General features: G+C 66.1%; 20 protein-coding genes, 1 tRNA gene and 1 pseudogene. 11 read left to right on the forward strand and 11 right to left on the reverse strand.

Going from position 1 to position 23,584, the window contains the following annotated elements:
• Window positions 1-123, forward strand: a pseudogene (locus tag ACFEMD_RS14025) (TrmB family transcriptional regulator); the annotation flags it as partial.
• Window positions 124-183: 60 nt separating this feature from the next.
• On the opposite strand, the gene ACFEMD_RS14030 reads toward ACFEMD_RS14025, so the two are convergent.
• Window positions 184-504 carry a DUF7344 domain-containing protein gene (locus ACFEMD_RS14030; RefSeq protein ID WP_394741658.1) on the reverse strand — a complete coding sequence of 107 codons (321 nt, stop codon included), beginning with the start codon at window positions 502-504 and terminating at the stop codon, window positions 184-186.
• A gap of 272 nt (window positions 505-776) precedes the next feature.
• Here ACFEMD_RS14030 and ACFEMD_RS14035 point away from each other — a divergent pair, with 272 nt between their 5' ends.
• The 3 genes from ACFEMD_RS14035 to ACFEMD_RS14045 all read left to right on the forward strand — a co-directional run bounded on the left by ACFEMD_RS14035 (window position 777) and on the right by ACFEMD_RS14045 (window position 5,271).
• A complete protein-coding gene (locus tag ACFEMD_RS14035) occupies window positions 777-2,381 on the forward strand; it encodes a helicase HerA domain-containing protein (protein WP_394741660.1) in 1,605 nt (534 codons plus the stop codon).
• A gap of 257 nt (window positions 2,382-2,638) precedes the next feature.
• A complete protein-coding gene (locus tag ACFEMD_RS14040) occupies window positions 2,639-4,264 on the forward strand; it encodes an alkaline phosphatase family protein (protein ID WP_394741661.1) in 1,626 nt (541 codons plus the stop codon).
• Entirely contained in the window at window positions 4,261-5,271 is a 1,011-nt protein-coding gene (locus ACFEMD_RS14045) for a lipid II:glycine glycyltransferase FemX (RefSeq protein ID WP_394741664.1), read from the forward strand. The genes ACFEMD_RS14040 and ACFEMD_RS14045 overlap by 4 nt, the downstream gene beginning before the upstream one ends.
• A 35-nt stretch (window positions 5,272-5,306) precedes the next feature.
• Here ACFEMD_RS14045 and ACFEMD_RS14050 read toward each other — a convergent pair whose 3' ends face one another.
• Window positions 5,307-5,549, reverse strand: coding sequence for a hypothetical protein (locus ACFEMD_RS14050; RefSeq protein ID WP_005559122.1), 243 nt, complete (start codon window positions 5,547-5,549; stop codon window positions 5,307-5,309).
• A gap of 282 nt (window positions 5,550-5,831) precedes the next feature.
• Between ACFEMD_RS14050 and glmM the strand changes: the two genes are divergently transcribed.
• On the forward strand, window positions 5,832-7,172 hold the full coding sequence (gene glmM, locus ACFEMD_RS14055; protein WP_394742250.1) for a phosphoglucosamine mutase: 1,341 nt from the start codon (window positions 5,832-5,834) through the stop codon (window positions 7,170-7,172).
• 42 nt (window positions 7,173-7,214) lie between these two features.
• Here the strand turns inward: glmM and ACFEMD_RS14060 are convergent, their stop codons facing one another.
• Entirely contained in the window at window positions 7,215-7,424 is a 210-nt protein-coding gene (locus ACFEMD_RS14060; RefSeq protein WP_278303231.1) for a DUF7563 family protein, read from the reverse strand.
• Between the two features lie 378 nt (window positions 7,425-7,802).
• Here ACFEMD_RS14060 and glmU point away from each other — a divergent pair, with 378 nt between their 5' ends.
• Window positions 7,803-8,984 (forward strand): bifunctional sugar-1-phosphate nucleotidylyltransferase/acetyltransferase, encoded by a 1,182-nt coding sequence (glmU, locus tag ACFEMD_RS14065; RefSeq protein WP_394741666.1) that lies wholly within the window; start codon window positions 7,803-7,805, stop codon window positions 8,982-8,984.
• A gap of 34 nt (window positions 8,985-9,018) precedes the next feature.
• On the opposite strand, the gene glmS is transcribed toward glmU, so the two are convergent.
• Window positions 9,019-10,833, reverse strand: a complete 1,815-nt coding sequence (gene glmS / locus ACFEMD_RS14070) for a glutamine--fructose-6-phosphate transaminase (isomerizing) (RefSeq protein ID WP_394741667.1) — start codon at window positions 10,831-10,833, stop codon at window positions 9,019-9,021.
• A 686-nt stretch (window positions 10,834-11,519) separates the two neighbouring features.
• Here glmS and ACFEMD_RS14075 point away from each other — a divergent pair.
• Both ACFEMD_RS14075 and ACFEMD_RS14080 read left to right on the forward strand, forming a co-directional pair.
• Window positions 11,520-13,586 (forward strand): cation:proton antiporter domain-containing protein, encoded by a 2,067-nt coding sequence (locus ACFEMD_RS14075; protein ID WP_394741668.1) that lies wholly within the window; start codon window positions 11,520-11,522, stop codon window positions 13,584-13,586.
• 79 nt (window positions 13,587-13,665) lie between these two features.
• A complete protein-coding gene (locus tag ACFEMD_RS14080) occupies window positions 13,666-13,845 on the forward strand; it encodes a DUF5786 family protein (RefSeq protein WP_394741669.1) in 180 nt (59 codons plus the stop codon).
• A 28-nt stretch (window positions 13,846-13,873) separates the two neighbouring features.
• Here the strand turns inward: ACFEMD_RS14080 and ACFEMD_RS14085 are convergent, their stop codons facing one another.
• The 7 genes from ACFEMD_RS14085 to ACFEMD_RS14115 all read right to left on the reverse strand — a co-directional run bounded on the left by ACFEMD_RS14085 (window position 13,874) and on the right by ACFEMD_RS14115 (window position 21,651).
• Window positions 13,874-14,569 carry a helix-turn-helix domain-containing protein gene (locus ACFEMD_RS14085; protein WP_394741671.1) on the reverse strand — a complete coding sequence of 232 codons (696 nt, stop codon included), beginning with the start codon at window positions 14,567-14,569 and terminating at the stop codon, window positions 13,874-13,876.
• A gap of 238 nt (window positions 14,570-14,807) precedes the next feature.
• Window positions 14,808-17,897 (reverse strand): bacterio-opsin activator domain-containing protein, encoded by a 3,090-nt coding sequence (locus ACFEMD_RS14090; RefSeq protein ID WP_394741673.1) that lies wholly within the window; start codon window positions 17,895-17,897, stop codon window positions 14,808-14,810.
• Window positions 17,898-18,085: 188 nt separating this feature from the next.
• Window positions 18,086-18,508, reverse strand: coding sequence for a universal stress protein (locus ACFEMD_RS14095; protein ID WP_394741676.1), 423 nt, complete (start codon window positions 18,506-18,508; stop codon window positions 18,086-18,088).
• Window positions 18,509-18,608: 100 nt separating this feature from the next.
• Window positions 18,609-19,280 (reverse strand): cytochrome c biogenesis protein CcdA, encoded by a 672-nt coding sequence (locus ACFEMD_RS14100; RefSeq protein WP_394741677.1) that lies wholly within the window; start codon window positions 19,278-19,280, stop codon window positions 18,609-18,611.
• On the reverse strand, window positions 19,277-19,819 hold the full coding sequence (locus ACFEMD_RS14105) for a TlpA family protein disulfide reductase (protein WP_394741678.1): 543 nt from the start codon (window positions 19,817-19,819) through the stop codon (window positions 19,277-19,279). The genes ACFEMD_RS14100 and ACFEMD_RS14105 overlap by 4 nt, the downstream gene beginning before the upstream one ends.
• A 2-nt stretch (window positions 19,820-19,821) precedes the next feature.
• Entirely contained in the window at window positions 19,822-20,631 is an 810-nt protein-coding gene (locus ACFEMD_RS14110; protein WP_394741679.1) for an SCO family protein, read from the reverse strand.
• Between the two features lie 945 nt (window positions 20,632-21,576).
• Window positions 21,577-21,651 (reverse strand) — tRNA-Glu (locus tag ACFEMD_RS14115).
• Window positions 21,652-21,791: 140 nt separating this feature from the next.
• Between ACFEMD_RS14115 and ACFEMD_RS14120 the strand changes: the two genes are divergently transcribed.
• From ACFEMD_RS14120 to ACFEMD_RS14130, 3 genes are all read left to right on the forward strand, one after another.
• Window positions 21,792-22,529, forward strand: coding sequence for a fumarylacetoacetate hydrolase family protein (locus ACFEMD_RS14120; protein ID WP_394741680.1), 738 nt, complete (start codon window positions 21,792-21,794; stop codon window positions 22,527-22,529).
• Window positions 22,530-22,575: 46 nt separating this feature from the next.
• Window positions 22,576-23,274 (forward strand): MBL fold metallo-hydrolase, encoded by a 699-nt coding sequence (locus tag ACFEMD_RS14125; RefSeq protein WP_394741681.1) that lies wholly within the window; start codon window positions 22,576-22,578, stop codon window positions 23,272-23,274.
• Between the two features lie 148 nt (window positions 23,275-23,422).
• Complete coding sequence (locus tag ACFEMD_RS14130; protein WP_394741682.1) at window positions 23,423-23,557, forward strand: hypothetical protein; 135 nt, start codon at window positions 23,423-23,425, stop codon at window positions 23,555-23,557.
• Window positions 23,558-23,584: the final 27 nt, after the last annotated feature.

Consider the following 23,584-nt stretch of genomic DNA (forward strand, 5'->3'; position numbering starts at 1 on the left):
AACGCGAGCGTCTCCGATCCGCGCTCGGAAACCGCTATCTGGGGCGAGGGTGAGGCGAACAGTCTCGTCGTGGTCCTAAAGGCAATTTTCACGTGGCGACTCGATACCATTGATTCGGATTAACGGAAACGACAGCACACCGGCAGGTCGGGGAGGAGGGGGAATCGCTATTCAGGAATTCGTCTACGCTACTCGCTCCAGGAGCGAGTCCCATACCGCCTCGATCTGCTCGTCAGGCTGGTACCGAACGATATCCGTTTCGGGGTCGACTTCGACGATGCCGTGGTCGGCCAGCTTCAGCAAGTGCTTGTGGGCCAGTTGGATGGCAAGTTGGTCTCGGTCCAGACGGGCAACGGTGGACGGTGAGTCACTGCTCTGCAGTTGATCGATGAGGGTTTCGATCGTCGTCTTGCCATTGGACTCTTCGCACAATCGGGAGATGACTCTTCGACGGTGTCTATCCGAGACGATTCGGAGACAGGCGTCGAGGTGCTTTTCTGCCATGTTTCAACCTACAACTGGGAGGTACGTCCAAGAGCGACATTTTCACACCCATTGTACTGTTTATTAAGTATGTGACAGAGTGTGCACCGGTGCGTTCGCACCCTCTCTGTAACAGTTCACCAATTCGAACCTACACGTTAGATCGGGACAACGAAACCGTATTACCGACTCCTGATTCCTGTCGCGTTTCCCGCAGACGTGAAGAAAGTATTCAAGGTCTCGTGTTCGAACACAGTGATTATGAGCGAGTCGCGTCCGCGGGTGGTCGGTCGGTGAGCGACCAGCGGGAGGTCCTCGTCGGCGAGACCGCCGACGGCACGGAGCTGACGCTGCCGGTGATCGAACTGCTGACGGGTCGCGGGTTCGCGACCGGCAAGAGCGGTTCGGGGAAGTCCAACACCGCCTCGGTGATCGCCGAGGAGCTGCTCGAGGCCGGTTTCCCCCTGCTGATCGTCGACACCGACGGCGAGTACTACGGGTTGAAAGAGGAGTACGAGATGCTCCACGCCGGCGCCGACGAGGAGTGCGACGTCCAGATCGGCCCCGAACACGCCGAGCAGATGGCGACCCTCGCTCTGGAGGAGAACGTCCCGATCATCCTCGACGTCTCGGGCTACCTCGAGGAGGACGCGGCCAACGAGCTGTTGCGGGAGGTCGCCCGCCAGCTGTTCGTCAAGGAGAAGAAGCTGAAGAAGCCGTTCCTGCTCGTGGTCGAGGAGGTCCACGAGTACATCCCCGAGGGCGGGGGCGTCGGCGAGACGGGGAACCTGCTCATCAAGATCGGCAAGCGCGGGCGCAAGCACGGACTGGGCATTCTGGGAATCAGCCAGCGACCCGCGGACGTCAAGAAGGACTTCATCACGCAGGCCAACTGGCTGGTCTGGCACCGCCTGACCTGGGACAACGACACGAAGGTTGTCGGCCGTATCATCGACACCGAGTACAAAGAGCGCGTCTCCGATCTCGATGACGGCCAGGCGTTCGTCCAAACCGACTGGACCGAGACCGACGTCCGGAAGGTCCAGTTCCGGCGCAAGCGGACCTTCGACGCCGGCGCGACTCCCGGGCTCGAGGAGTTCGAGCGACCCGACCTCAAGTCGGTCTCCGACACCCTCGTCGGCGACCTCCAGGAGATCTCCGAGCGCGAACGGCGGGAGGCCGACCGGGTCAACGAACTCGAGGCCGAACTCGAGAAGCGCGACCAGCGCATCGCGACCCTCGAGAGCGAACTCGAGTCGGCCCGGGACATCTCGACGGCGGCCCAGCAGCTCGCCGACGCCGTCGCCGGGGTCGAGACGACCCAGTCTCAGCTACCCGGAAACGACGAGGAGCGACGGCGGCTCCACGAGGAGGTCGTCGACCTCGAGGCCGAACTCGAGGACTGCGAGGAGCGAATCGAACGCCTCGGGGAGAAACTCGCCGACCGGACCGACGAACGGGATCGACTGCGCGAGGAGGCCGACCGGCTGCGCGAGCGCGTCGCGGAACTCGAGGGACCGGAGACGGGCCGGGAGATCAGTTACACCGAGTTCGGCGACGAAGCGAGCGAGGAGAGCGCAGCGAGCCGCGACCCAGACGATGTCGATATTGAGGCGCTGTTCGACGAGGAACGGGTCGCCGATCGACTCGAGCGAGCCTGCGATCGATCGCTGTGCTCGCTCGAGGCCGGCGAGGAGATCCTCGAGACGCTCGTCCGGGAGGGGCCACTCGAGACCGAGGCGCTGGCGGCACGGGTCGGTCGGTCGACGATCGCGGTCCAGAGTCTCGTCTCGGAGCTGCGGACCCGATCGGTGCTCGAGCGAACCGCCGACGGAGCGTACGGGCTCGAGGACGGGCTCCGATCGACGGCTGGCGAGTCCCCGACGCGAGCCGACTGAGCGAGCGCGGTGTCGACTGGATCGGGGACAAACTGCGATCTCGACGAAACCGGTAGTACTACGGCTCGAGCCTTCCGAACGGGATGCCCGAACACACCCGGATACCCGTGTCGGCGATACGCCGGCACTTCAGGTCGCAGGCGGGTCCTACAGCCGGAAGACGGCGCTCGAACGCGCGCTGACGGCGGGCTACAGCGACCGCCTACACTTCGCCCAGTGGTTGCATAACAAAGCCCGGACGGGCACAGCAGACGCCTATGGATGGTTCGAACGACGGAGACGGTCTTCGACTACTCGTCATCGGGCTCGACGCCGGCTGTCGGCCGATCCTCGAGCCGCTGTTCGAGGCGGGGGAGACGCCGACGTTGCGGCGGCTGTTCGAGGCGGGGACCAGCGGCCCCCTCGAGTCCCAGATTCCGCCGTGGACGGCCAGCGCCTGGCCGTCGCTGTACACCGGGAAGAACCCCGGCAAGCACGGCGTCTTCGACTTTCTCTCCTTCGACGGCTACGACTGGACCGTCGTCAACTCGACGCACGTCCGCGAACGGCCCGTCTGGGAGCTGCTGAGCGAGCACGGGCTCTCGAGCGTCGTTGTCAACCTTCCCGTAACCCACCCCGCGCGGGAGTTCGACGGGGCCCTGATCCCAGGAATGACCGCGCCCGAGGAGCCCGACTGTCACCCGGAGGGGATCCTCGAGGACGTCGAGAAGGCCTGCGGCGAGTACCGAATCTACCCACAGAACGGGGCCGAACCCGCCGAGTCGATCGAGGCCTACGAGCGGGTGACGGAGCTCCGAGGGAAGGCGTTTCGCTACCTCTGTCGGCGCTTCGAGCCCGACTTCGGCTTTCTGCAGTTCCAGCAGACCGACTCGGTCTTCCACGAGCGCGACGGGGAAAAGCGCGCGGTCGAGGCGGTCTACCGCGAGGTCGACCGCCAGATCGAGGCGACCATCGAGCGCCACGAGCCGGAGAACGTCCTGATCGTCAGCGACCACGGGATGGGGCGGGTGACGGGCCACGAGTTCCGCGTCAACGAGTTCCTCAGAAACGAGGGCCTGCTCGCCGCTCGGAAGGGCGGCGAGGGGATGCCCGACTGGTCGCGGGCGTGGGAGAACGACCTGCTCGCCGGCAACGACGCCGACGACCACGAGGCCGGCCCGCTCGAGCGGGCGATGAACGTCGCCGCGACGGTCGGGATCACGACCCAGCGGGTCGCCGACGCGCTCGATCTGGTCGGCCTGAAGGAACCGATCGGCAGGCGTGTGCCCAACGACGTGATCCGAGCGGCCAGCACCCAGGTCGACTTCCCCGAGTCACGGGCCTACGTCCGCTCGAAGAGCGAACTCGGGATCCGGATCAACCTCGAGGGGCGCGAACCGAACGGGACGGTTCCCCCCTCGGAGTACGAGTCGATCCGCTCGGCGCTCGTCGAACGGCTGTCGACGATGCGAACCCCTGACGGAGAGCCACTGTTCGAGGCCGTCGAACCGCGGGAGCGGTACTTCAGCGGCCCGTACCTCGACAACGGCCCGGACGTCGTCACGGTTCCCAAGGGGTTCGACAACGCGATCGTCGCCGACCTCGACGGCGCGGAGTTCGGCCGGCCCCGCGAGTCGTGGAATCACAAGCGGACGGGCGTCGTGGCCGCGGCCGGGTCGGCGTTCGACGAGTCGGCCGACCTCGAGGGGGCGACGATCTTCGACGTCGCGCCGACGATCTGTTCGCTGTTCGACGTCCCGGTCGACGCCGACATGGACGGCACCGCGCTCCCGATCGTCGACGAGGGGACCGTCGCCGACTATCCGGCCTACGAGCCGGCGACGATCGCCGTCACCGACGACGGGGCCGTCGAAGACAGGCTCTCGGACCTCGGGTACCTATGAGCGTCGAGATCACCGCCCTCGATCCGACGGCCGACGCCGACGAGTGGAACCGATACGTCGAGCGCTCCGACGGGACGAACCCCTTCAGCCGGGCAGAGGCGATCCGCCTGCAGGCCGAGGACACCGACACGACGGCCCATCTGCTCGCCGGCTTCAAGGGCCAGGAGGCGGTCGGGATCTTCCCGGTCTTCGAGTACACCAAGGGCCCGATCACGGGCGCGTTCTCGCCGGCGCCTCGGGCGTGGTCGTGCTACCTCGGCCCCTCCGTGCTGAACGTCGAGAAGCTCAAACAGCGCAAGGCTGACAGGCGCATCCAGCGGTTTCTCGAGGGCTGTTTCAAGTGGATCGACCGCGAACTCTCCCCGCAGTACTCCAAGTTCGTCGTCGCGGAGTTCGAGGACGTCCGACCGTTCGTCTGGAACGAGTACGCCGTCGAGCCGGGGTACACCTACGTTGTCGACCTCGAGGGCAGCGAGGACGACCTGCTCGATCGCTTCAGCAGCGACGCCCGGAACAACGTCCGCAACGCCGACCCCGACGGCTACGTCGTCGAGGAGGGCAACAACGACGACGTCGAGCGGATCGTCGATCAGGTCGCCGCCCGCTACGAGAGCCAGGGTCGATCGTTTCAGCTGAACCCCGGCTTCGCCCGGGCCGTCCACCGCGAGCTTCCCGAGGGGGCGATCCGTCCCTACGTCTGTCGGGTCGACGGCGAGTTCGTCGGGGGGATCCTGGTCGTCGAATCGCGGACGACCCGGTACCGCTGGCAGGGCGGGGTGAAGCCGGACACCGATATCGACCTCCCGATCAACGACCTGCTCGACTGGCACGTCATGCGCGACGGACTCCGCGGGGGACTCGAGCGCTACGACCTCGTGGGAGCCGGGGTCCCGAGCATCAACCGTTACAAAGCGAAGTTCAACCCCCGGCTCGAGACCAACTACACGATCACGGCTGGCTCGTTCGGGCTCGATCTGCTGATCGATCGCTACAGAAAACTGCGGTAGGCGGTCCGAAACAACTGTTTCGAACGCGAAACGAACTACTCCTCGATCCAGTACTTCGACTGTCTGGCGTCAGCGAGGCTGACCCGGCTGTCGACGACGTCGTGATCCATGAGCGTTCCCAGCGCGTACCTGACCGTCCGGGGACAGAGCCGCGACTCGAGTGCGATCTCCTCCTGGGTCATCGCGCCCTCGTACTCGAGGACCTTGTAGACGAGCTTCGAACTCGGCGGGAGCTCGGAGACGACGGGCTTCCCGGCGTCGCGCTCGGTCGCACTCATCGGCGGTCGCGACGGCCGGACTCGCCGGCTCGCTCGAATTCGAACGCGGTCGTCGGTGCGGTACGAACGGGACGCTTTCGCTCTCGAACGTGTGTGATCATGCCGTCCGGACGGCCACCGCGGGGACGTATATACGATACCGACGGTTCAATTCGATAGGGAATGGCTACCGTCTCGCTCGACGGGGACGTGACCGCGAACGCCGCCGTCGGAAGCCGACAGCGGCGGGTCGGGACCCGGAAGTCGACACATATTAACACCGGGGCCGCCGTCACGATTCGTATGTTCGGGACCAGTGGTATCCGTGGAACCGTCGGAACGGACGTAACGGCCGCCCTCGCGCTCTCGGTCGGCCGTGCGGTCGCCTCCGACGGCTACGACCGCGTCGTCCTCGGCCGGGACGTCCGCGACAGCGGCCGCACGCTCGTCGACGCGATCGCCGCGGGGCTCCAGGAATGTGGCGCCGACGTCCTCGAGGTCGGCGTGGAGGCGACGCCGACCGTCGCCCGGGCGATCGACCACCTCGAGGCGGACGCGGGGATCGTCGTCACGGCCTCGCACAACCCGAAGACCGACAACGGAATCAAGCTCTGGACCCCCTCCGGGAAGGCGTTCGGTCCCGAGAAGCGCGAATCGATCTCTCGCCGAGTTCGTGAAGACGATTACGAGCTGGCCGACTGGGACGGTCAGGGTCGGCGGGAACGACGCGACGGCGTTCGCGAGCACCACGCGAGTCGGCTCGAGGCCGCGGTGGCTCTCGACGAACCGCTCGACGTCGTCGTCGACGTCGGCAACGGAGCCGGGGCCGTCACGGCGACGGTGCTCGCGAACCTGGGCTGTCGGGTCCGGACGCTAAACGGCCAACCCGACGGCTCGTTCCCGGGACGGCCGAGCGAACCGAACCGGGAGACGCTGGGCACGCTGATGACCGTCGTGGCCGAGACCGACGCCGAACTCGGGATCGCCCACGACGGCGACGCCGATCGAATGATGGCCGTCGACGAAACTGGCGATTTCGTGCCGAAGGACGCCTTGCTTGCGCTGTTTGCTCGGAACGCGGCCGGCGACGGTGACCGCGTCGCGGCCCCCGTCGACACGAGTCTGGCGGTCGACGACGCGCTGGCAGCGGTCGGCGCGTCGCTGACTCGAACACAGGTCGGGGACGTCTACGTCGCCGAGCGAACCACCGAGGACGACGTCGTCTTTGGCGGCGAGCCAAGCGGCGCCTGGATCTGGCCGACCGAGACCCGCTGCCCGGACGCCCCGCTCGCGGCCTGCAAGCTCGCCGAACTGGTCTCGCGGGAGGGACCGCTCTCGAAGCTCGCCGCCGACATCGACCAGTACCCGATCCGACGGACGTCGATCGAGGTCGAGGCGAAGGAGGCCGTAATGGAGGCGGTCGAGACGACGATCGAGGAGGAGTACGACGACGTCGACGCCCTCGACGGCGTTCGAGTCGAGACCGACGACGGCTGGTTCCTGATCCGGGCGAGCGGAACCGAGCCGGTCGTCAGGGTGACCGCCGAAGCGCGCGCGGAAGCCGACGCGGACTCGATCTTCGCGACCGCGACGGGAATCGTCGAACGAGCGACCGAGGCGGCGAACGTGCTCGAGGAGCGCTAGAGGGAAGCGTCAGCGCGGGACTACGGGACGAGAAAACGGCGGCTATCGTCGCTCCTCCGGGATGAAGTCGGAGGTCTTCATCTCCCGATAGGTCGCACACTCGGGACAGGCGTGGACGACGTCCCGGTTGTCACCGAACACGCGGGCGAACTGCCGGGTCACCTGGTTGTCGCAGTTGACACACCGTGGCGAGGTCGTTTGCTGCCCGGACGAGATCGGCGTCCACTTCGCGTCGGTTGGTTCCGTCGACATCACCAGCGGCTAATCACAGAGCGGTATTTAATATAGGCAGCATAACGTTTGCGATGAAATTTAGTCCGATCTTTCCGTTCCGAACGGTCCCTTGAGAGTGGGTGCCAACCCCTCTCTCGATATCGACGGCGTCGCGGGTTGAACCCGCAGAAATTACATATTTCTGAACAGTAATGGGCCGATTAACGAGGGATAAAACCGTTCTCGATCGAACGGACGGGACCGACGCTCGAGGTTTCGGGGCGCTCTCGGAGTGTATCGGGAGAGGGGCCGTCCGCCTCGGCCAGCGGTCCCGTTCGACGGGTCGAATCGGCCGGACGAACCGGCGAGCGATTATCGGCCGTATATTAATCCCCGAAATCGAACTATGCGATCGTAATGAAAGCTGTCGTGCTTGCCGCAGGACAAGGGACGCGGATCCGACCGCTCTCCTCGTCAGTGCCGAAACCGATGTTGCCCGTCGCCGACCGACCGCTCGCCGCCCACACCGTCGACGCCGCCGTCGACGCGGGCGCCGACGAAGTGATCCTCGTCATCGGCTACGAAGCCGAAACCGTCAGGGAGTACTTCGGCGAGGAGTACCGCGGCGTGCCGATCTCGTATGCGATCCAGGAGGAACAGGCTGGCACGGCCCACGCCGTCAACGCCGCCAGCGACCACCTCGAGGGTCCCTTCGCCGTGCTGAACGGCGACAACCTCTACGATCAGAACGCGATCGACGAACTGTTCGACGAGTGTCCGGCGATCTGTGCGATCGAGGTCGAAGACCCGCGTAACTACGGCGTGCTCAGCACGACGGACGGCACCGTCACCGACATCGTCGAGAAGCCGGACGATCCGCCGACGAACCTGGCGAACGCGGGCGCCTACGCGTTCCCCGAGGAGGCCATCGAGTGGCTCGACGTCCCCGCGAGCGAGCGGGGCGAACACGAGATCACCGACGTGGTCGCACAGGTCATCGATCAGTTCGCCGTCTCGCCAGTTACCCTCGAGCGCTGGATGGACGTCGGCCGCCCATGGGAGCTGCTCGAGGCAAACGAGTGGAAGCTCGGCGAACTCGAGGGCGACGTTGCGGGCGAGGTCAGCGAGGACGCCCACCTCGAGGGGGAGGTCGTCGTCGAGGAGGGCGCGACGGTCAAACCCGGCGTCGTGATCGAGGGGCCGGCCCTGATCCGATCGGGGGCGACGGTCGGGCCGAACGCCTACGTCCGCGGCGCGACGCTGATCGACGAGGGGGCGAAGGTCGGCAACGCCGTCGAGGTGAAAAACAGCGTCCTCTCGCGGGACGCGACGGTCGGCCACCTCTCGTACGTCGGCGACAGCGTCCTCGGGCGCGACGTCAACTTCGGAGCGGGAACGACCGTCGCGAACCTCCGTCACGACGGCGGGAGCGTGAAGTTTACCGTGAAGGGGGACCGGGTGTCGACGAACCGCCGGAAGTTCGGCGTGGTCGTCGGCGACGACGCGAAGACCGGCATCAACACGAGTCTGACGCCGGGGCTCAAACTCGACACGGAGGCGACGACGTCCCCCGGCGAGGTCGTCGAACGGGACCGATAACGGGAGGAGCCGCGAACGCAACGACTCGGCGATTCTACTCGACGGTGACGCTTTTCGCGAGATTTCTAGGCTTGTCGATCGGTCGTCCCAGTAGGTCGGCCGCGTAGTAGGAGACGAGCTGCAGCTGGACGTTCGCGAGCAGCCCCGCCAGCGCCGGTTCGGTGTCGGGAATCTCGAGGTGGGCGTCGGCAACCTCGAGGGCGGGATGCCCGTCCGGACAGACGGCGACCAGTGGGGCCCCGCGGGTCTGGGCCTCCTCGGCGTTGTTCAGCGTCTTCGCGTCCTCCTGTCCGGTGAAGACCGCGAACACCGGCGTCTCCGGGGTGACGAGCGCCAGCGGTCCGTGCTTGAGCTCTCCGGAGGCGAACCCCTCGGCGTGTTCGTAGGTGATCTCCTTGAACTTCAGCGCCCCTTCGAGCGCGACCGGATAGCCCAGCCCGCGACCGATGAAGAAGTACGACCGACTCCCCCGGTAGCGGTTCGCGACAGCCGCGGCGTCGGACGTTCCGAGCACGCGTTCGATCTCTTCGGGCATCCTGGCAAGCGCCGGCAGCAGCGACTCGAGATCGGCCGGCGGCTCGCCTCGACGGTCGGCGGCGATCCGCTGGGCGAGCAGCGTGAGCATCACGGCCTGCGAGGAGAACGTCTTGGTCGCGGCGACGCCGATCTCGGGTCCAGCGCGGATGAAGAGCGTCTCGTCGGCCTCTCTGGCGGCGGTCGAGCCGACGACGTTCGTGACCGTGACGGTCTCGGCGCCGTCGGCGTTGGCCCGTCGCAGGGCGTTCAGGGTGTCGGCGGTCTCCCCGCTCTGGGTGACGGCGATCACGAGCGTCTCGTCGTCGATGGGGGGTGCGGCGGCGCTGTACTCGTTGGCCAGCAGGGCGGTGGCCCTGATTCCGGCCTGGTTGAGCGCGAGCGAGCCGTACAGCGCGGCGTGATAGGACGTCCCGCAGGCGACGAGCTGGACGTTCGAGACGTCGGTAAACGTCCCCGGGCCGAAGTCGGCCAGCGCGATCCGTCCGTTCTCGGGATCGATCCGCCCCTCGATCGCCTGGGCGAGCGAGGTCGGCTGCTCGTCGATCTCCTTGAGCATGAAGTGGTCGTACTCGCCCTTCCCGGCCTCTTCGGGATCCCACTCGACCGTCTCGGGCTCTCGTTCGACGGGGTTCCCCTCGAGGTCGGTGAACTCGACGCCGTCGCCGTCGACGACGACGACGTCGCCGTCCCGCAGGTAGACGACGCTGTCGGTGTACTCGAGGAAGGCGGGGACGTCGCTCGCGAGGAAGTACTCGCCGTCCTCGACCCCGACGACCAGCGGCGACCCCTGACGGGCCGCGTAGAGGACGTGCTCGCCCGAGAACATCGCCGTAATCGCGTAACTTCCCTCGAGGTCGCCGATCGCCCTTCGGAAGGCGGTCTCGTTGTCGTCCCCGCCGTCGAGGTAGTACTGGATGAGGTGGGGGACGACCTCAGTGTCGGTGTCGCTCGTGAACTCGTAGCCGACCGCGCGCAACTCCGCGCGGAGCTCGGCGTAGTTCTCGATGATCCCGTTGTGGACGACCGCGACGTCCTCGGTGGCGTCGGTGTGGGGGTGGGCGTTCTCGTCGGTCGGCGGCCCGTGGGTGCTCCATCGGGTGTGACCGATTCCGACCCGCCCCTCGAGTGGATCGTCCGCGACCGAGTCGACCAGCGCCTCGACCTTCCCGGATCGCTTCTCGACGGCGATTCCCGAGCCGTTCTGGACGGCGACCCCCGCCGAGTCGTAGCCGCGATACTCGAGATTCTCGAGGCCCGTCAGCAGCGTCTCCAGCGCGTTGCCGTCCCCGACACGGCCGATGATTCCACACATCGACAGCTCACCGTCCCCCGTCGTCGACGCCGCTCGAGAGCGCTCCCGCCGCGCCGCGAGTTCGGTCTCTGCGGCCGCGCCTCAGCTGAGGGCGACGCGTCCATGCCGTTTGAGACTGATCGACCTGAGAAGCTGTTCGAGAGAACAACCGGTACGTGAACATGAGGCAGCCTAAGAGCTCCGGAACCCATTACTATAGACGGGCTACCGGCGTCCGTAGCAAACGGATACTCGACCCACAACTCCGACGAGCGATGGCCGATCTCCCGTAGCGGAACCGGCTGACTCGAGCGGGATCGAAGCCGCTGAGCGCCCGTCTCGACGCTCGGCATTCGGACCGACCGATCGGTCGGGACGCGTTCCGAGTAGTAGCGACGTCGTACACGTTCCGACGACCGTGGTGGGAGGGTAGTTCAGAGAGACGAGTCTCGAGAAGGAGTCGGCTACAAAGACGTCGGCGATAGATAACCGACCGAACGTGGAGAATAATCCAGAATGGGTGCTTAGTTCGATTATTCTCATCGACTTCGCCGGCTGCTGGGCACCAAAACCGGAATCACGCGTTTTATTATCCGGCCAAACCATCACCATCGCACGATTGTCTCCTCTCGAACCACGCCGCGACGAAACGCGTTCCATCCGATGATAGGACTACTATACGCCCCCTCGAGTACAGCCCAGACACGATGAACTGGACCGTACTCTTCGTCGTCGACGGGTTCGGGTTACCGCTCGACCAGCCGGTGCTGATCTTCGCGCTCGCGATGCTGATCTTTCTCGTCGGGCCGCTGTTCGTCAAGAAACTCGGTCAGCCCGGGATCGTCGGCATCGTCGTCTTCGGGGCGATCATCGGCCCCGGTGCGACCGGTATCGTCGAACACTCGGACGCGATCGAGTTGCTCGGCGAGGTCGGACTGATCTACCTGCTGTTCACTGTGGGTCTCGAGGTCGACCTCCGCGGATTCAAGGAGGCGCCCGAGAACGCCGCCCTGTTCGGCCTGCTCAGTTTCTTCCTACCGTTTACGGTCGGGACGCTCGCCACGACGGCCTTCCTCGGACTCGATATCTGGGCGGCACTGTTGCTCTCGGCGGTGTTCGCCTCCCACACCCTGCTCGCCTACCCTATCGTCAACCGATTCGGCGTCACGAAAAACCGCGCCGTCTCGGCCGTCTTCGGCGGTATCCTCTTTACCGACACCCTCGCGCTGGTCGTGCTCGCGATCGTCACCGGCGCGGTTCAGGACGGGCTCTCGGTGTTGCTGTTCGGCGATATCGCGCTCTCGCTCGGCCTCCTGTTCGCCGGCGTCTGGTTCCTCGTTCCGCCGGCGTCCCGGTGGTTCTTCCAGAACTTCAGCGAGGAGAGCTACTTCGAGTTCCTGTTCGTGATGGTCGGGATCTTCACCGCCGCCAGCCTCGCGGAGATCCTCGACCTGGATCCGATCCTCGGCGCCTTCGTCGCCGGGCTGGCGCTGAACCAGCTCATTCCGCAGGGCGGGACGCTGATGAACCGCATCGAGTTCGTCGGCAACGCGTTCTTCATCCCCTTCTTCCTGCTCCACGTCGGGATGCTCGTCGACCTCGGGGTCATCTTCGCCGGACCCGAGACCCTCCAGATCGCAGCGCTCATCACGACGATCATGCTCGTCACGAAGGGCGCAGCCGCCTGGTCGGTCGCCGAGATCCAGGACTACACGAAACACGAACGCGACGTCATCTTCGGCCTCTCGACGGGACAGGCCGCCGCGGCGCTCGCGATCACGCTCGTCGGGTTCGACGCCGGGCTCTTCAGCGAGGCGATCCTCAACGCGGTCGTCCTCCTGTTGCTGATTACCGCGCTCGTCAGCCCGTGGATGACCGAACGTGCGGCCAACCGCCTCGCCCTCGAGCGCGAGGTCGAGGACGACTCCGACGACGGACGGGACCCGAACATCCTGCTCCCGCTGTCGCACAACGCCGAACTCCAGCGGCGGCTGCTGGAACTCTCGTTCGTCGTCAAGGGCGAGGGTGGAACCAACCCGGTTCACGTGATGACCGTCGTCCAGCCCGATACGAGCCAGTCGGCGGAAGAACAGATCAGCACGGTTCAGTCCGAACTCAACGAACTCGCAGCCGAAGGCAGCGCCGCGGAGGTCCCGATCGAGACGGAAGCACGGGTCAATCACAACGTCGCCTCCGGGATCGTTCAGGGCGCCGTCGAGGTCCAGGCCAACCAGATCGTCATGGGGTGGGACGCCACCCAGAGCTTCAGCCACCGCATCTTCGGCAGCATCATCGACCAGGTGCTCGAGCGGACGAAGCTGCCGGTGCTCATCTCGCGGCTCGGCCACCCGATCAACACGACTCGGCGGATCTTCGTCGTCGTCCCGATCGGCGCCGACCACCACGAGGGGTTCTACGAGGCGGTCCACCTCGTCAAGCGAATCGCGGCGAACCTCGGGGCCGAGCTGAACGTCATCGTCGTCGAGGGGGCGCCCCACCAGTTCGAGCAGCTGTTCGGCCTCGTCGAGGAGGACGTCACCGCCGAGTTCGAGTCGATCGACGACTGGGGGAAGCTGCTCCCGACGCTCGAGGAGCGAACCGAGGACGACGACCTCATCGTCGCGATCTCGCCGCGCCGAGGCGACGTCGGCTGGCACAACGAGCTCGGAGATCTGCCGGCTCGTCTCGCGGATATGCCGCCGGAGTCGTTCATCATGGTCCACCCGCGCCAGGGTGAGCCGGAGTACGACCGACAGTACCTCCGGCTGAAGTAGCGCGTCATCGGCGTGGGATCGCGATCCACGGTGGCACCGAACCACCACATCTTTCCCGCGGCCGTTCCTCGATTTCGTCATGGGTTTTGGTAGCTACGACGAGTCCGAACAGCAACAACCGCGGGACGACGAGGAAGACGTCGAGGCCGTCAACATCCACGAACACGACCACGACGGACAGCTCGAGTTCGAGTCCGACGTCTCGACCGATCAGCTGGTCTCCCAGCTCGGGTCGATGAAGGACAAAGACGACGAGTAACGACCCGGTCAGCTTCGAAGCCGCGTTTTCAGGCGAACGCCGACCCACAGAGCTGTGCGATCGCTCGCCGGAGTCGCTGGGAGATCGCCGACTTCGAGACCTCGAGTCGATCGGCGAGTTCGTCCTGAGAGATCCGTCGAGGGACGTCGAAGTACCCCTCCTCGTAGGCGACGGTCAGTAGTTCCCGCTGTTTCTCCGTGAGCGAAACCGGCCCACCGCCGTCGGCGTTAGCCGGTCGGAGGTGGTCGACGGTCACCGAGACGTCCCGCTCCCGACACCGGTCGTTGAACGCGACGAGGGCGTTCCGGTCGGGAAAGCGCAGCCGGAACTGCCATCCCTCCCGACAGCTCGAGCAGCCGCGGAGCCGTCCGCCGACGGCGGCGGTCGCCTCGACGAGGGTGATCGCTCGATCGGTAAGCTCGAGTCGATAGCTCCGGCACTCGGGAGCGCGATCCACGAGGACGGGATCGACAACGGTCGGATCGGTCCCGAGGGCGGTTTCGAACGCCCCGAACTCGGTGCCCAACGCGGTGACGAACAGGAGGGTTCGGTCGCCGCCCGCGTCGGTCCAGTACTCGGGCTCGAGGGAGATCTCGGGTGCGCGTCGCAGCGTCGGTCGCAACACCAGCTCCGGGTGCGAGAGGGTGAGTTGAGCCAGCACGCCGCCGTTGGCCTGCGTTCGAACGGCAACGCCGTCGGGATCCGCAGCGAGGTCGAGGCTCATCGGTTCATCCGCCGTCCGGGGAGACGGCAGCGATAAGATCTCGTTACCGGGTCCGTAGTCATCGAATGGCTGATTCGAGCGCGAACGGATGGCCGTGGGGGCTAGCTATCGACACGACCCCCCGAAGCGGGGCTATACTGATTCATCGGTCGCCGAAGCCGACTGTCGTCGGCGAGAACTCGACCGTACGCGTAGCCAGATGCTACTCGTGGTAATACAAGTCTACCGCCGTCTCGAGCTACTCGAGGCCGTCAAACTCCTCGAACAGCACCGAGAGCAGCGTCGCCTGTGCGGCCCTGACGTGACGGCTGAACGTCGGCTGGGAGACCCCCAACGCGTCCGCGACCGCCTCCCCGGTGCTCTCCCGGGGCCACTCGAAGAAGCCGGCGTAGTAGGCCGCCTCGAGCGTCTGTCGCTGTCGCTCGGAGAGTCGCTCGCGGAGGACCGAATCGAGCGCGAGCGCGTTCTCGGGGGACTGCTCGCGCTGGCGGCGGGCTAGCAACTCGAGGTCCCACCCGCGCTCGAGCGCGTCGACGAACGCGCGGACGTCGGCCGATCCCGAGAGTTCGAGGACGAGTCGGGTTCGGTCGTCGGTCGGCGTCAGCGACCGGATGACGCCGCCGTGCTCGGCGACGGTTACCGCGATCGACGGCTCGTCGACGACGAGCTCGAGTAGCCGTTCCCCGCCGATCGTCCCGACCGTTCGCACCGATTCGATCCCCTCGAGCTCGGCGAACGAGTCGACGCTCGGGAACGAGTCGTCGGGGACGGTAACGAACGCGGTTTCGTCCCCGGCGGAGCGCGGAACGACGGACCGAACCGTCAGCGGGTGACCGATCCGGTGAGCGATCGTCGCCAGAGGGTCGGGTTCGCGGAGGACGAACTCGAGTTCGGTGACCGCCTCGCCGCGCAGGGCTCGTCTGGTCTCGATCGCGTCGACGACGGAGCCGCCGACATCCCCCAGTCGTTCGATCCCGCAACGGGTCGGTTCGTCGAATGCCCCTGGCTCGGTCGAGTAGACGGTCAGCGTTCCGTACCGGAACGATCCGGATCGAAGCGGGACGCTCAGCACGGATCGGATCCCTTGCTCGAGCGCCCGTTCGCGCCAGGGCTCGTCCGGTGCCTCGGTCAGGTCGTCGATACGGACCGTCTCCGGAGCCGAGGCCCGCTCGGTTGACGGCGGTCGCGGGATCGCGATCGAATCGGGTCGAACGTCGGCGTCTCCGGCGACCGCCCGGACGTCGGCGGGTTCGCGGTCGTTTTCGAACGCACCGATCCAGGCGAACTCGCTCGATCCCTCGACGAACTCGAAAGACGTCACGCCTCGACAGAGCCGACGGTACACCGCCTCCCGGTCGCTCGCCTCGAGCAGGTCCCGCTCGATCGCCCCGAGCCGTTCGAGCCGATCGAGGGTCGCCTCGAGAGCCGTCCGGTCCGAGCGACACCCGCGCAGCTGGGCGGTCGCGTCCCGCTCCTCGAGCGCGAGGGCGCCGATCTCGGCGAGAGTCTCGAGCGGGCCGAGATCGATCGGATCGAACCCCATCGGCTCCGTCGTGGTCGCGACCAGCACCGCCGTCCCGACCGGAACCGTAAGCACCTGCTCGGCCCGGAGATCGGCCGCCTCGAGGAACGACTCGAGCGCTCGAGCGTCTCGAGTCGTCGCACCAGCCCCGTCGCGAACGACGTCATCCGGGATCACAGCGCGATCGACGACGGGAAGGCTGGACGTTTTCGAGTCCCGGCCCGCGACGCCGAACGGTCGGAGCGTCCGCTCCTCGAGCCGATACAGGGCGACGATGTCGCCACCGGTGAGATCGACCGCGGCCTCGGCGACTGATCGCCCGACGTCGGAGACGGTTTCAGCCCCGTGAACTGATCCGACGGCAACCTCGAGCGTCCGCAACGCTCCGGTCGGCGACCGTCGTCGATCCCGGACCAGACAGAGCGTTCGCTCGCCGTCGGGAAGCGGGACCACGGCGACCTCGACGGGGCGGCGATCCCCGAGCGCGAGGGTTCCGGAAACGGGCTCGGTCCACCTGAACGGCGCCGATCGACCGCGTTCGCGAACCGTCTCCGCCAGCTCCCGATCGAACAGTTCCTCGAGCTCTCGGCCGATGACGTCGGTATCGGCCAGCTCCGCCAGCCGCGCGTTCGCCAGCGTGACGACCCCGTCCTCGAGAACGGTGACCCCGTCCGGAAGCGCGTCGACAACCGATTCGGTCAGGCGAGCCGCGCGCTCGACCGTCTCCGCCGTGATTTCCGGGTCGCGAAGCTGGACGACGGTTCCCGACGCCGTCGGGAAGAGGCCGACCGGGACTACCCCTTGTCGATTCGAGGGCTCGATCTCGAGGAACGTCGACCTCTCGTCCGTCCGAACCGCTCGAACGGCCTCGAGCAACGGCTCGCGAATTGCCTCGGGAAGCAACCCCCCGAGTGGGGTCCCCGAACTCGGATCGCCCTCGAACAGGTCTCTCGCTGCGGCGTTAGCGTACCGCAGCTCCCAGCCGTAACCGACCTCGAAGACCGGATCGGTGATCCGATCGAGGATCGACGCATCTTGATCCGACGACTCGATGTCGCTCGTTGGGTAAACGGTTACCACGACCCCCTCGAGACGGGAATCCTCGAGCCGATTTACCGTCCGAAGCTCCGCCGACCGCCACGTCCGACCGGGCCGACCGATTCTGACCGTCACGCGCGTCGAGGTGCCGAACGCCCCCTCGAGGGTCGCCGCGAGCGCCTCGCGAACGTCGTCCCGATCGTCCGGATGGATCGCTCGGGTCAGCATCCGTCCCTCGAGCTCGTCCGGAGGGACGTCGAGTTCGGCGTCGGTTGCCGGGTTCGCGTACGCGATCTCGCCGCTCGGCTCGATCACCCAGACGACGGCGGTGGTTCCCTCGAGTATCGACCGGTCTCTCGAGTTCGAGCCGTTCGTCTGCCGGCTTCGCTCGCCCTCGACGATGCGTTCGAGTCGGGCGAGTACGACCCGGTCGGGATCGGCGGGGTCGACGACGTCGGCCGCACCGGCCTCGAGCGCGTCGACGGGAGCGTCCGTGACCGCGACGATCGGCACGGTCTCGGCGGAGTCGGTCTCTCGGCGGAGTCGCTCGAGGGGAGAGAGCTCTCCATCTGGCTCAAACTCGCAGACGACGCAGTGGACGTCGACCGTTCCGAGGCGGGCGACGGCGCTCGAGACGGTTCGCTCCCGGACCAGCGAGACGGAGTCGAAGCCCGCCGTCACCGTCTCCGCGACCGAGACGATCGGTTCGGAGGCGCCGACGACGAGCACCCGGCACAGCGGCTCGAGCGTCGAGTCGACTCCGCTCATCGGGTTTCCTCCGCATCGGCGGCTCTCCGGGGACTCGAGCGTCGGGAGAACGAACGAACGATCGCCCGCGAATCGTCTGCCTGGCGGGAGGCCACGGTTGGCTTCCCTCGTGCTCCGGCGGAGTTAATTATCGCTTCCGTAGTCGTCGGTAGCGATCCATTACATCCCAAGCGACCGCTTCGTAGTCGTTAGCCCTCGTCCCGGACCGTGACGACCGGTACCGGCGCGTTCCGGACGACCTCCTCGGCGACGCTGCCGACGATCAACTGGTCCAGCCCCGACCGGCCGACGGTGCCGACGACGATCAGGTCGGAACCGTGTTGTTCGGCGACGTCGACGATCTCCTCCTGTGGAACGCCGTGGCGGATCGTCTCTCTGACCTCGATCCCGTGGCCGGCGGCCTTCTCTTCGACCTGTTCGATCGCCTCGGCGGCCTGGTCCTCGAGGTCGGTCCGCATCTGGTCGCGCTTCGTCTCGGCGTGGGGGCCGTCCTCGGAGACCGAAACGACGTGCAGGTCCGCATCCATCTGGCGAGCGAGCTCGATCGCGTGATCGGCCGCCCGCTGAGCGCCGTCGCTGCCGTCGGTCGCGAGCAAGAGTTCCTGGTACATTTTCGTCTCGGTATTCGGCACACTGTCGAATACGTTTCATACCTGCAGTTGCCAGGGCGTTCGCTGGCTCGAGAAACGGAGACGGGGACGGAACCCGGGATCAGAGGACGTCGAGGAAAAAGGCGACGTACAGCTGCCCGATACCGGCGAGGATCATCACCACTCCGGCGACTCGTCGGAGCGTGTCGCCGTAGGCCGACAGTCGGCCCGCACCTGCGGCGAGCCCCATCCCGGTCGCGACCGTCAGCGAAACCATGAGGAGGACGACGATCCCGACGTAGGTTCCGATCACCAGCGCCCCCGACGCCGCCGGCAGCGCGGCCGCGCTGGCGACGACGCCGAGAAACACGGGTGCGACACAGCCCGCTGCGGCCAGCGCGTAGCCGGCGCCGAAGAGGCCGAAGCCGAGAGTCCCGGATCGGCGCTTCGGCAGCGCGACCGACAGCGAGGGCGCGCGATCGAAGAGCACGAGCACCCCGAAGCCGATCAGGGCGATCCCGACAAGCGCCTCGAAGATCGTGATATCCGCAAGCACCGAATGGCCGATCCAGAACGCGACGCCGAGCAGGAGACCGAACGTGGCGAGAACGCCGGCCCCGGCAACTAGACCGCGCCCGATCGCCCTCGAGAGCGATGACTCCTCGGCGTCGGTCTGGCTCACGTAGAAGCCGACGTAGCCGGGCAGCAGGGGGTACGCACACGGGGAGAAGAACGTAAAGACGCCGGCCGTCAGCGCGAACGCGAGCGTCGACAACAGCGCCGCGTCGATCATTCGCTCTCGGACTCGAGAACGTCCTCGATGCGAGAGACGATCTCGTCGCTTTCCTTTCGTCCGGACTCCTCCCACCGGACGACCCCGTCCGAATCGAAGAGAACGCCGATCGGCGTCCCCGAGCCGTAGTGGACGATCAGGTCTGAGGTCGCGTCCCGGCCGACCGGCCAGTGGCCGTCGTACTCGTCCCACCAGTCGGCGATCTCCGTGTCGGGCACCTGCTCCTCGTTCTCGTTGGTAACCGAGACGAACGTGACGTCGTCGCCGACCCGGTCGTAGGCCTCGCCCAGCGCGGGCATCTGCTCCTTGCACGTCCCGCAGGTCGTCGCGAACAGGTCGACGAACGTAACCGAACCCTCGGCGGGGATCTGCTGCGTGCCGTCGCTGCTGCCGGCCGCCTCGACGGTATCGATCGTCACGGGATCGTGTCGGGGCTCCTCGTCGTCCTCGTCGCCCGGCATACCGTACACCGCAAGCGCTCCGGCGCCAGCAAGCGTTCCCGCGCTCGCGACTCCGGCGAGGACGTCCCGACGCCGCATCGTTACTCGACCACCGTCCGGACGTCGTCGATGATCGCTTGCGGACGGTTCTCCTCGCGGTCGTCGGTTACGTTCGGGTACGAACGCTCGACGATCCCCTGCTCGTTGACGAGGAAGACGATGTAGTAGTGGATCTCCTGGTCGTGATCGTCGTGGCCGTCGTCCTCGTCGTCTCCGTGGTTGTCGTCGTGCTCTGCGTCTTCGTCGTGATCAGCGTGGCCGTCGTCGTGCGATTCGTCGTCGTGGTCGTCGTGATCCTCGTCTGCTTCCTCGTCGTGATCGTCCCCGTTACCGATCTGTGCCGGGACCCCGATCTCCTCGTTGAGTAGCTCCATCGCCTCCTCCTCGGTCTCCGGTCGGAGGAAGTACCAGTTCTCGCCCTCGTAGTCGACGCCGTACTGCTCGCCGTACTCCGCTAGCGCCTCCGGGCTGTCGGTTTCGGGATCGAACGTCATCGCCAGCAGGGCGACGTCGTCCTCGTACCCTTCCTCGGCGGCGTCCTCCTGGACGAGTCCGAGTAGGTTCGTCAGGACGCCACACTCGTCGGTACAGGACGTGTAGATGAACGTCAACAGGTACGCGCGCTCGCCCTCGAACTCCTCGAGCGAGACCTCCTGTCCCGCGTGCGGGTCCGGAAGCGTAAACGCCGGAAACTCGTCGCCGTGGATCGGGTGCGACGGGTTACCACGAGACTGCTCGGGTTCGCCCAGCGCCGTCTCGCTGTCGCCGACGACCGGGAGATCGCCCAGACACCCTGCCAGTCCCCCCATTCCGGCAACCCCCAGCGTTCCCAGATACGCGCGTCGCTTCATACTCGAGTCGTAGGAGCGGGGCGTCAAATGCTCGTTGGTTCACCCGTGAAAACCCACATATCGATGGGTTCGATCCCGCTCGCCGGTTTCCTGCCCGAACATCTCCGCCCGTTTCGGTCGCGCTCTCCCGCCACATTCGTTGATTGTCACTGTCTAACATCTCCCTAATCCGTTCGTCGAACTCCGCTTCGGGTCGCAACGACTCGCCTCGTCACTCTCTCCGGGGCGTTCGAGAGTCCGATCGAAAACCGTCCGACCGATCGGACGCCTGACCGTGAAACGTCGCGAAACATCACCGTGGCCGCGACGTGCCGGAGCTTACGACTCGGATAACTATTTCGGAGTCCCGAGTACGTCGACGTATGTCACAATCCAACAACCCGGACGTGCGTGTCGGTTGCCCCCAGTGTAGCGGAACCGTAAACGCATCCCTCCCGCCCGGGTCCGGTCTCGGAAGCCCAACCCCTAACCGTCTTCGCGGCACGGAAACCGAGTGCCACAACTGCGGCCACGAACTCGAGTTCTACTACTACTGAACTCGTCATCCCCGTTTTTTCGCCGCCGTCCTCGCTCGAGCCAGTAACGGGTCTCGGAATCGCTCGAGTCAGTGACTGTCTTTCCGGTGAGTCGGGTCTCCGGCTGGAATCTGGCCCTCAGACGCGCTCCGTCCGGGATTTGAACCACGCCCAGACGTGCTCGCTACGCTGTGCGCGACCGGTCTGATTCAAATTCCATCCGTGCGCGCTTCGCTCCCTCGTAAAACTCGGTCGCTGTCGCTCGAAAATCGAAGATTTTCGTGATGACGAGAGAGCGAAGCTCTCTCGAACCATAGTGCTCCGTCTGGGATTTGAACCACGCCCAGACGTGCTCGCTACGCTGCGCGCGACTGGTCTGCTTCAAACCCAGCATACAGCATTTGCTTCTCACGAGTTGTTCGCAGCAAAATGCTCCGTCTGGGATTTGAACCCAGGTCATCGGCTCGAAAGGCCGAAATGATTGGCCGGACTACACCAACGGAGCCAACGCATCCTCTGATTGCCGAGGCCTAGTAAAAAACGTTCCGTTCCGCGGCCGTCGTGACACCACCTGCCGTGCGCCACGCCGCCGCGAGTCCGGCCGTCACCTCAATCCTTTTACAGCCGGACTGCGAGCGATTACGCATGAAATACGTCCGATTCCGCGACCCGGCGGGAGCCGTCCGCCGGGGCGAACTCGAGAGCGGTCACGTCCACTTCGCAAACGAGAGCTACGCGCTCGAGGACGACGAGATCGACGTCCTCCCGCCCTGCGAGCCCTCGAAGGTGGTCTGTATCGGTCGCAACTACGCGGCCCACGCCGACGAGATGGGCAACGACGTTCCGGATCGGCCGCTGCTCTTTCTGAAGCCGCCGAACGCGCTGGCGGCCCACGGCGACACCGTCACCGCCCCCGCGGGCAAGGAACGCATCGACCACGAGGCCGAACTCGGCGTCGTCATCGGCGAACAGTGTCGCCACGTCCCCGAGAGCGAAGCGATGGATGTCGTCGAGGGCTACACCTGCGTCGACGACATCTCGAACCGCGACGACCAGCGCGAGGAGCAGAACTGGATCCGCGGGAAGGCGTTCGACGGCGCGGCACCGATGGGACCGGTGCTCGCGACGCCCGACGAGGTGCCCGACGACGCAACCGTTCAGACTCGCGTGAACGGCGAGACGAAACAGGACGGCTCGCTCGACCTGCTCATCTTCTCGATCCCCGAACTGATCGCCGAGATCACGACCTACATGACCCTCGAGCCAGGCGACGTGATCGCGACCGGGACTCCCGAGGGCGTCGGCCCGCTCGAGGACGGCGACGAGGTCGAGATCGAAGTCGAGGGCGTCGGTACGCTCGAGCACTCGATTCGCCGTCCCTGAACGTACACCGCCAACGCTTTTCGCCTCCCCTCGCCAATCCCCGTCCATGACCGTACGATACGGCGCCGTCGACGTCGACTGGCTCGGCTACGCGACGGTTCGCCTCGAGGGCGAGATGGGGACCGTCGTCTACATCGACCCCGGCCGGTACGGAGTGCTCGACGACTACGACGCCCGCGACGGCGACCTGATCCTGGTGAGCCACGACGACCACTACGATCCCGAGGGGATTCGACGGGTGGCCCACGAGGACGCTATCGTCGTCGCCCACGAGGCGATCGACGCCGACGAGATCGATCGGGTCGACGAGTCCCTCGAGGAGCTTCCCTACGAAATCGAACAGGTTCGTGGCGACGAGTCGTTCGTGCTCGGGCCGCTCGACCTCTATACGACCCAGGCGTACAACGAGCCCGGCGGACCCTATACCGATGACGAGGGTGAGCCCTACCACCGCGAGGGCGAGGGCTGTGGCTTCGGCGTGACGATCGACGGCGTCACCGCCTTCTGGCCCGGCGACACCGACGTCCTCCCGGTCCACGAGGAGTTGGCCGTCGGCGTCTTCCTGCCGCCGATCGGGGGTTCCTTTACGATGGATCGCCGCGACGCGGCCGAACTCGCCGGTCGGATGCATCCGGGGCTCGTTCTCCCGATCCACTACAACACGTTCGAGGCGCTCGAGACGGATCCGGACGCGTTCGTCGTCGACGTCGCCCACCGTCAGGTTCCGGTCGTACTCGACGAGTGAACCCGCCGAAGGACTCGCTCCGAACGGGTTCCCGCGCTTGCAGTCGGTGGCAACGACTCGCTTCCTGTTACCGAACCGGTAGCCGACGTCCTACCGGAAGATAGCTACCTATTCCCGCGGCTCGTAGCAGCTCACGGAGGCGCCGGACATGGTATCCACGCAGGCAGAAACGGAAATGGAAGAACAGCTGGGACAGGTACCGAGCTGGATCGAGGTCATCGAAGAGACCGGAGAGATCGTCGACTACATCGCCGAACAGGAGACCGCGGCGGCGGACGACTGAGCACGACCTGCGGTCTTCGGCTTTCGT

Source organism: Natronococcus roseus, assembly GCF_043677095.1.
Taxonomy (GTDB): domain Archaea; phylum Halobacteriota; class Halobacteria; order Halobacteriales; family Natrialbaceae; genus Natronococcus; species Natronococcus roseus.

Excerpts from the sequence above, each read along its gene's own strand:
- ACFEMD_RS14030 (WP_394741658.1), bottom strand. The coding sequence starts at position 504 with ATGGCAGAAAAGCACCTCGACGCCTGTCTCCGAATCGTCTCGGATAGA.
- ACFEMD_RS14040 (WP_394741661.1), top strand. The coding sequence starts at position 2,639 with ATGGATGGTTCGAACGACGGAGACGGTCTTCGACTACTCGTCATCGGG.
- ACFEMD_RS14045 (WP_394741664.1), top strand. The coding sequence starts at position 4,261 with ATGAGCGTCGAGATCACCGCCCTCGATCCGACGGCCGACGCCGACGAG.
- ACFEMD_RS14050 (WP_005559122.1), bottom strand. The coding sequence starts at position 5,549 with ATGAGTGCGACCGAGCGCGACGCCGGGAAGCCCGTCGTCTCCGAGCTC.
- glmM (WP_394742250.1), top strand. The coding sequence starts at position 5,832 with ATGTTCGGGACCAGTGGTATCCGTGGAACCGTCGGAACGGACGTAACG.
- ACFEMD_RS14060 (WP_278303231.1), bottom strand. The coding sequence starts at position 7,424 with ATGTCGACGGAACCAACCGACGCGAAGTGGACGCCGATCTCGTCCGGG.
- glmU (WP_394741666.1), top strand. The coding sequence starts at position 7,803 with ATGAAAGCTGTCGTGCTTGCCGCAGGACAAGGGACGCGGATCCGACCG.
- glmS (WP_394741667.1), bottom strand. The coding sequence starts at position 10,833 with ATGTGTGGAATCATCGGCCGTGTCGGGGACGGCAACGCGCTGGAGACG.
- ACFEMD_RS14075 (WP_394741668.1), top strand. The coding sequence starts at position 11,520 with ATGAACTGGACCGTACTCTTCGTCGTCGACGGGTTCGGGTTACCGCTC.
- ACFEMD_RS14080 (WP_394741669.1), top strand. The coding sequence starts at position 13,666 with ATGGGTTTTGGTAGCTACGACGAGTCCGAACAGCAACAACCGCGGGAC.
- ACFEMD_RS14085 (WP_394741671.1), bottom strand. The coding sequence starts at position 14,569 with ATGAGCCTCGACCTCGCTGCGGATCCCGACGGCGTTGCCGTTCGAACG.
- ACFEMD_RS14090 (WP_394741673.1), bottom strand. The coding sequence starts at position 17,897 with ATGAGCGGAGTCGACTCGACGCTCGAGCCGCTGTGCCGGGTGCTCGTC.
- ACFEMD_RS14095 (WP_394741676.1), bottom strand. The coding sequence starts at position 18,508 with ATGTACCAGGAACTCTTGCTCGCGACCGACGGCAGCGACGGCGCTCAG.
- ACFEMD_RS14100 (WP_394741677.1), bottom strand. The coding sequence starts at position 19,280 with ATGATCGACGCGGCGCTGTTGTCGACGCTCGCGTTCGCGCTGACGGCC.
- ACFEMD_RS14105 (WP_394741678.1), bottom strand. The coding sequence starts at position 19,819 with ATGCGGCGTCGGGACGTCCTCGCCGGAGTCGCGAGCGCGGGAACGCTT.
- ACFEMD_RS14110 (WP_394741679.1), bottom strand. The coding sequence starts at position 20,631 with ATGAAGCGACGCGCGTATCTGGGAACGCTGGGGGTTGCCGGAATGGGG.
- ACFEMD_RS14120 (WP_394741680.1), top strand. The coding sequence starts at position 21,792 with ATGAAATACGTCCGATTCCGCGACCCGGCGGGAGCCGTCCGCCGGGGC.
- ACFEMD_RS14125 (WP_394741681.1), top strand. The coding sequence starts at position 22,576 with ATGACCGTACGATACGGCGCCGTCGACGTCGACTGGCTCGGCTACGCG.
- ACFEMD_RS14130 (WP_394741682.1), top strand. The coding sequence starts at position 23,423 with ATGGTATCCACGCAGGCAGAAACGGAAATGGAAGAACAGCTGGGACAG.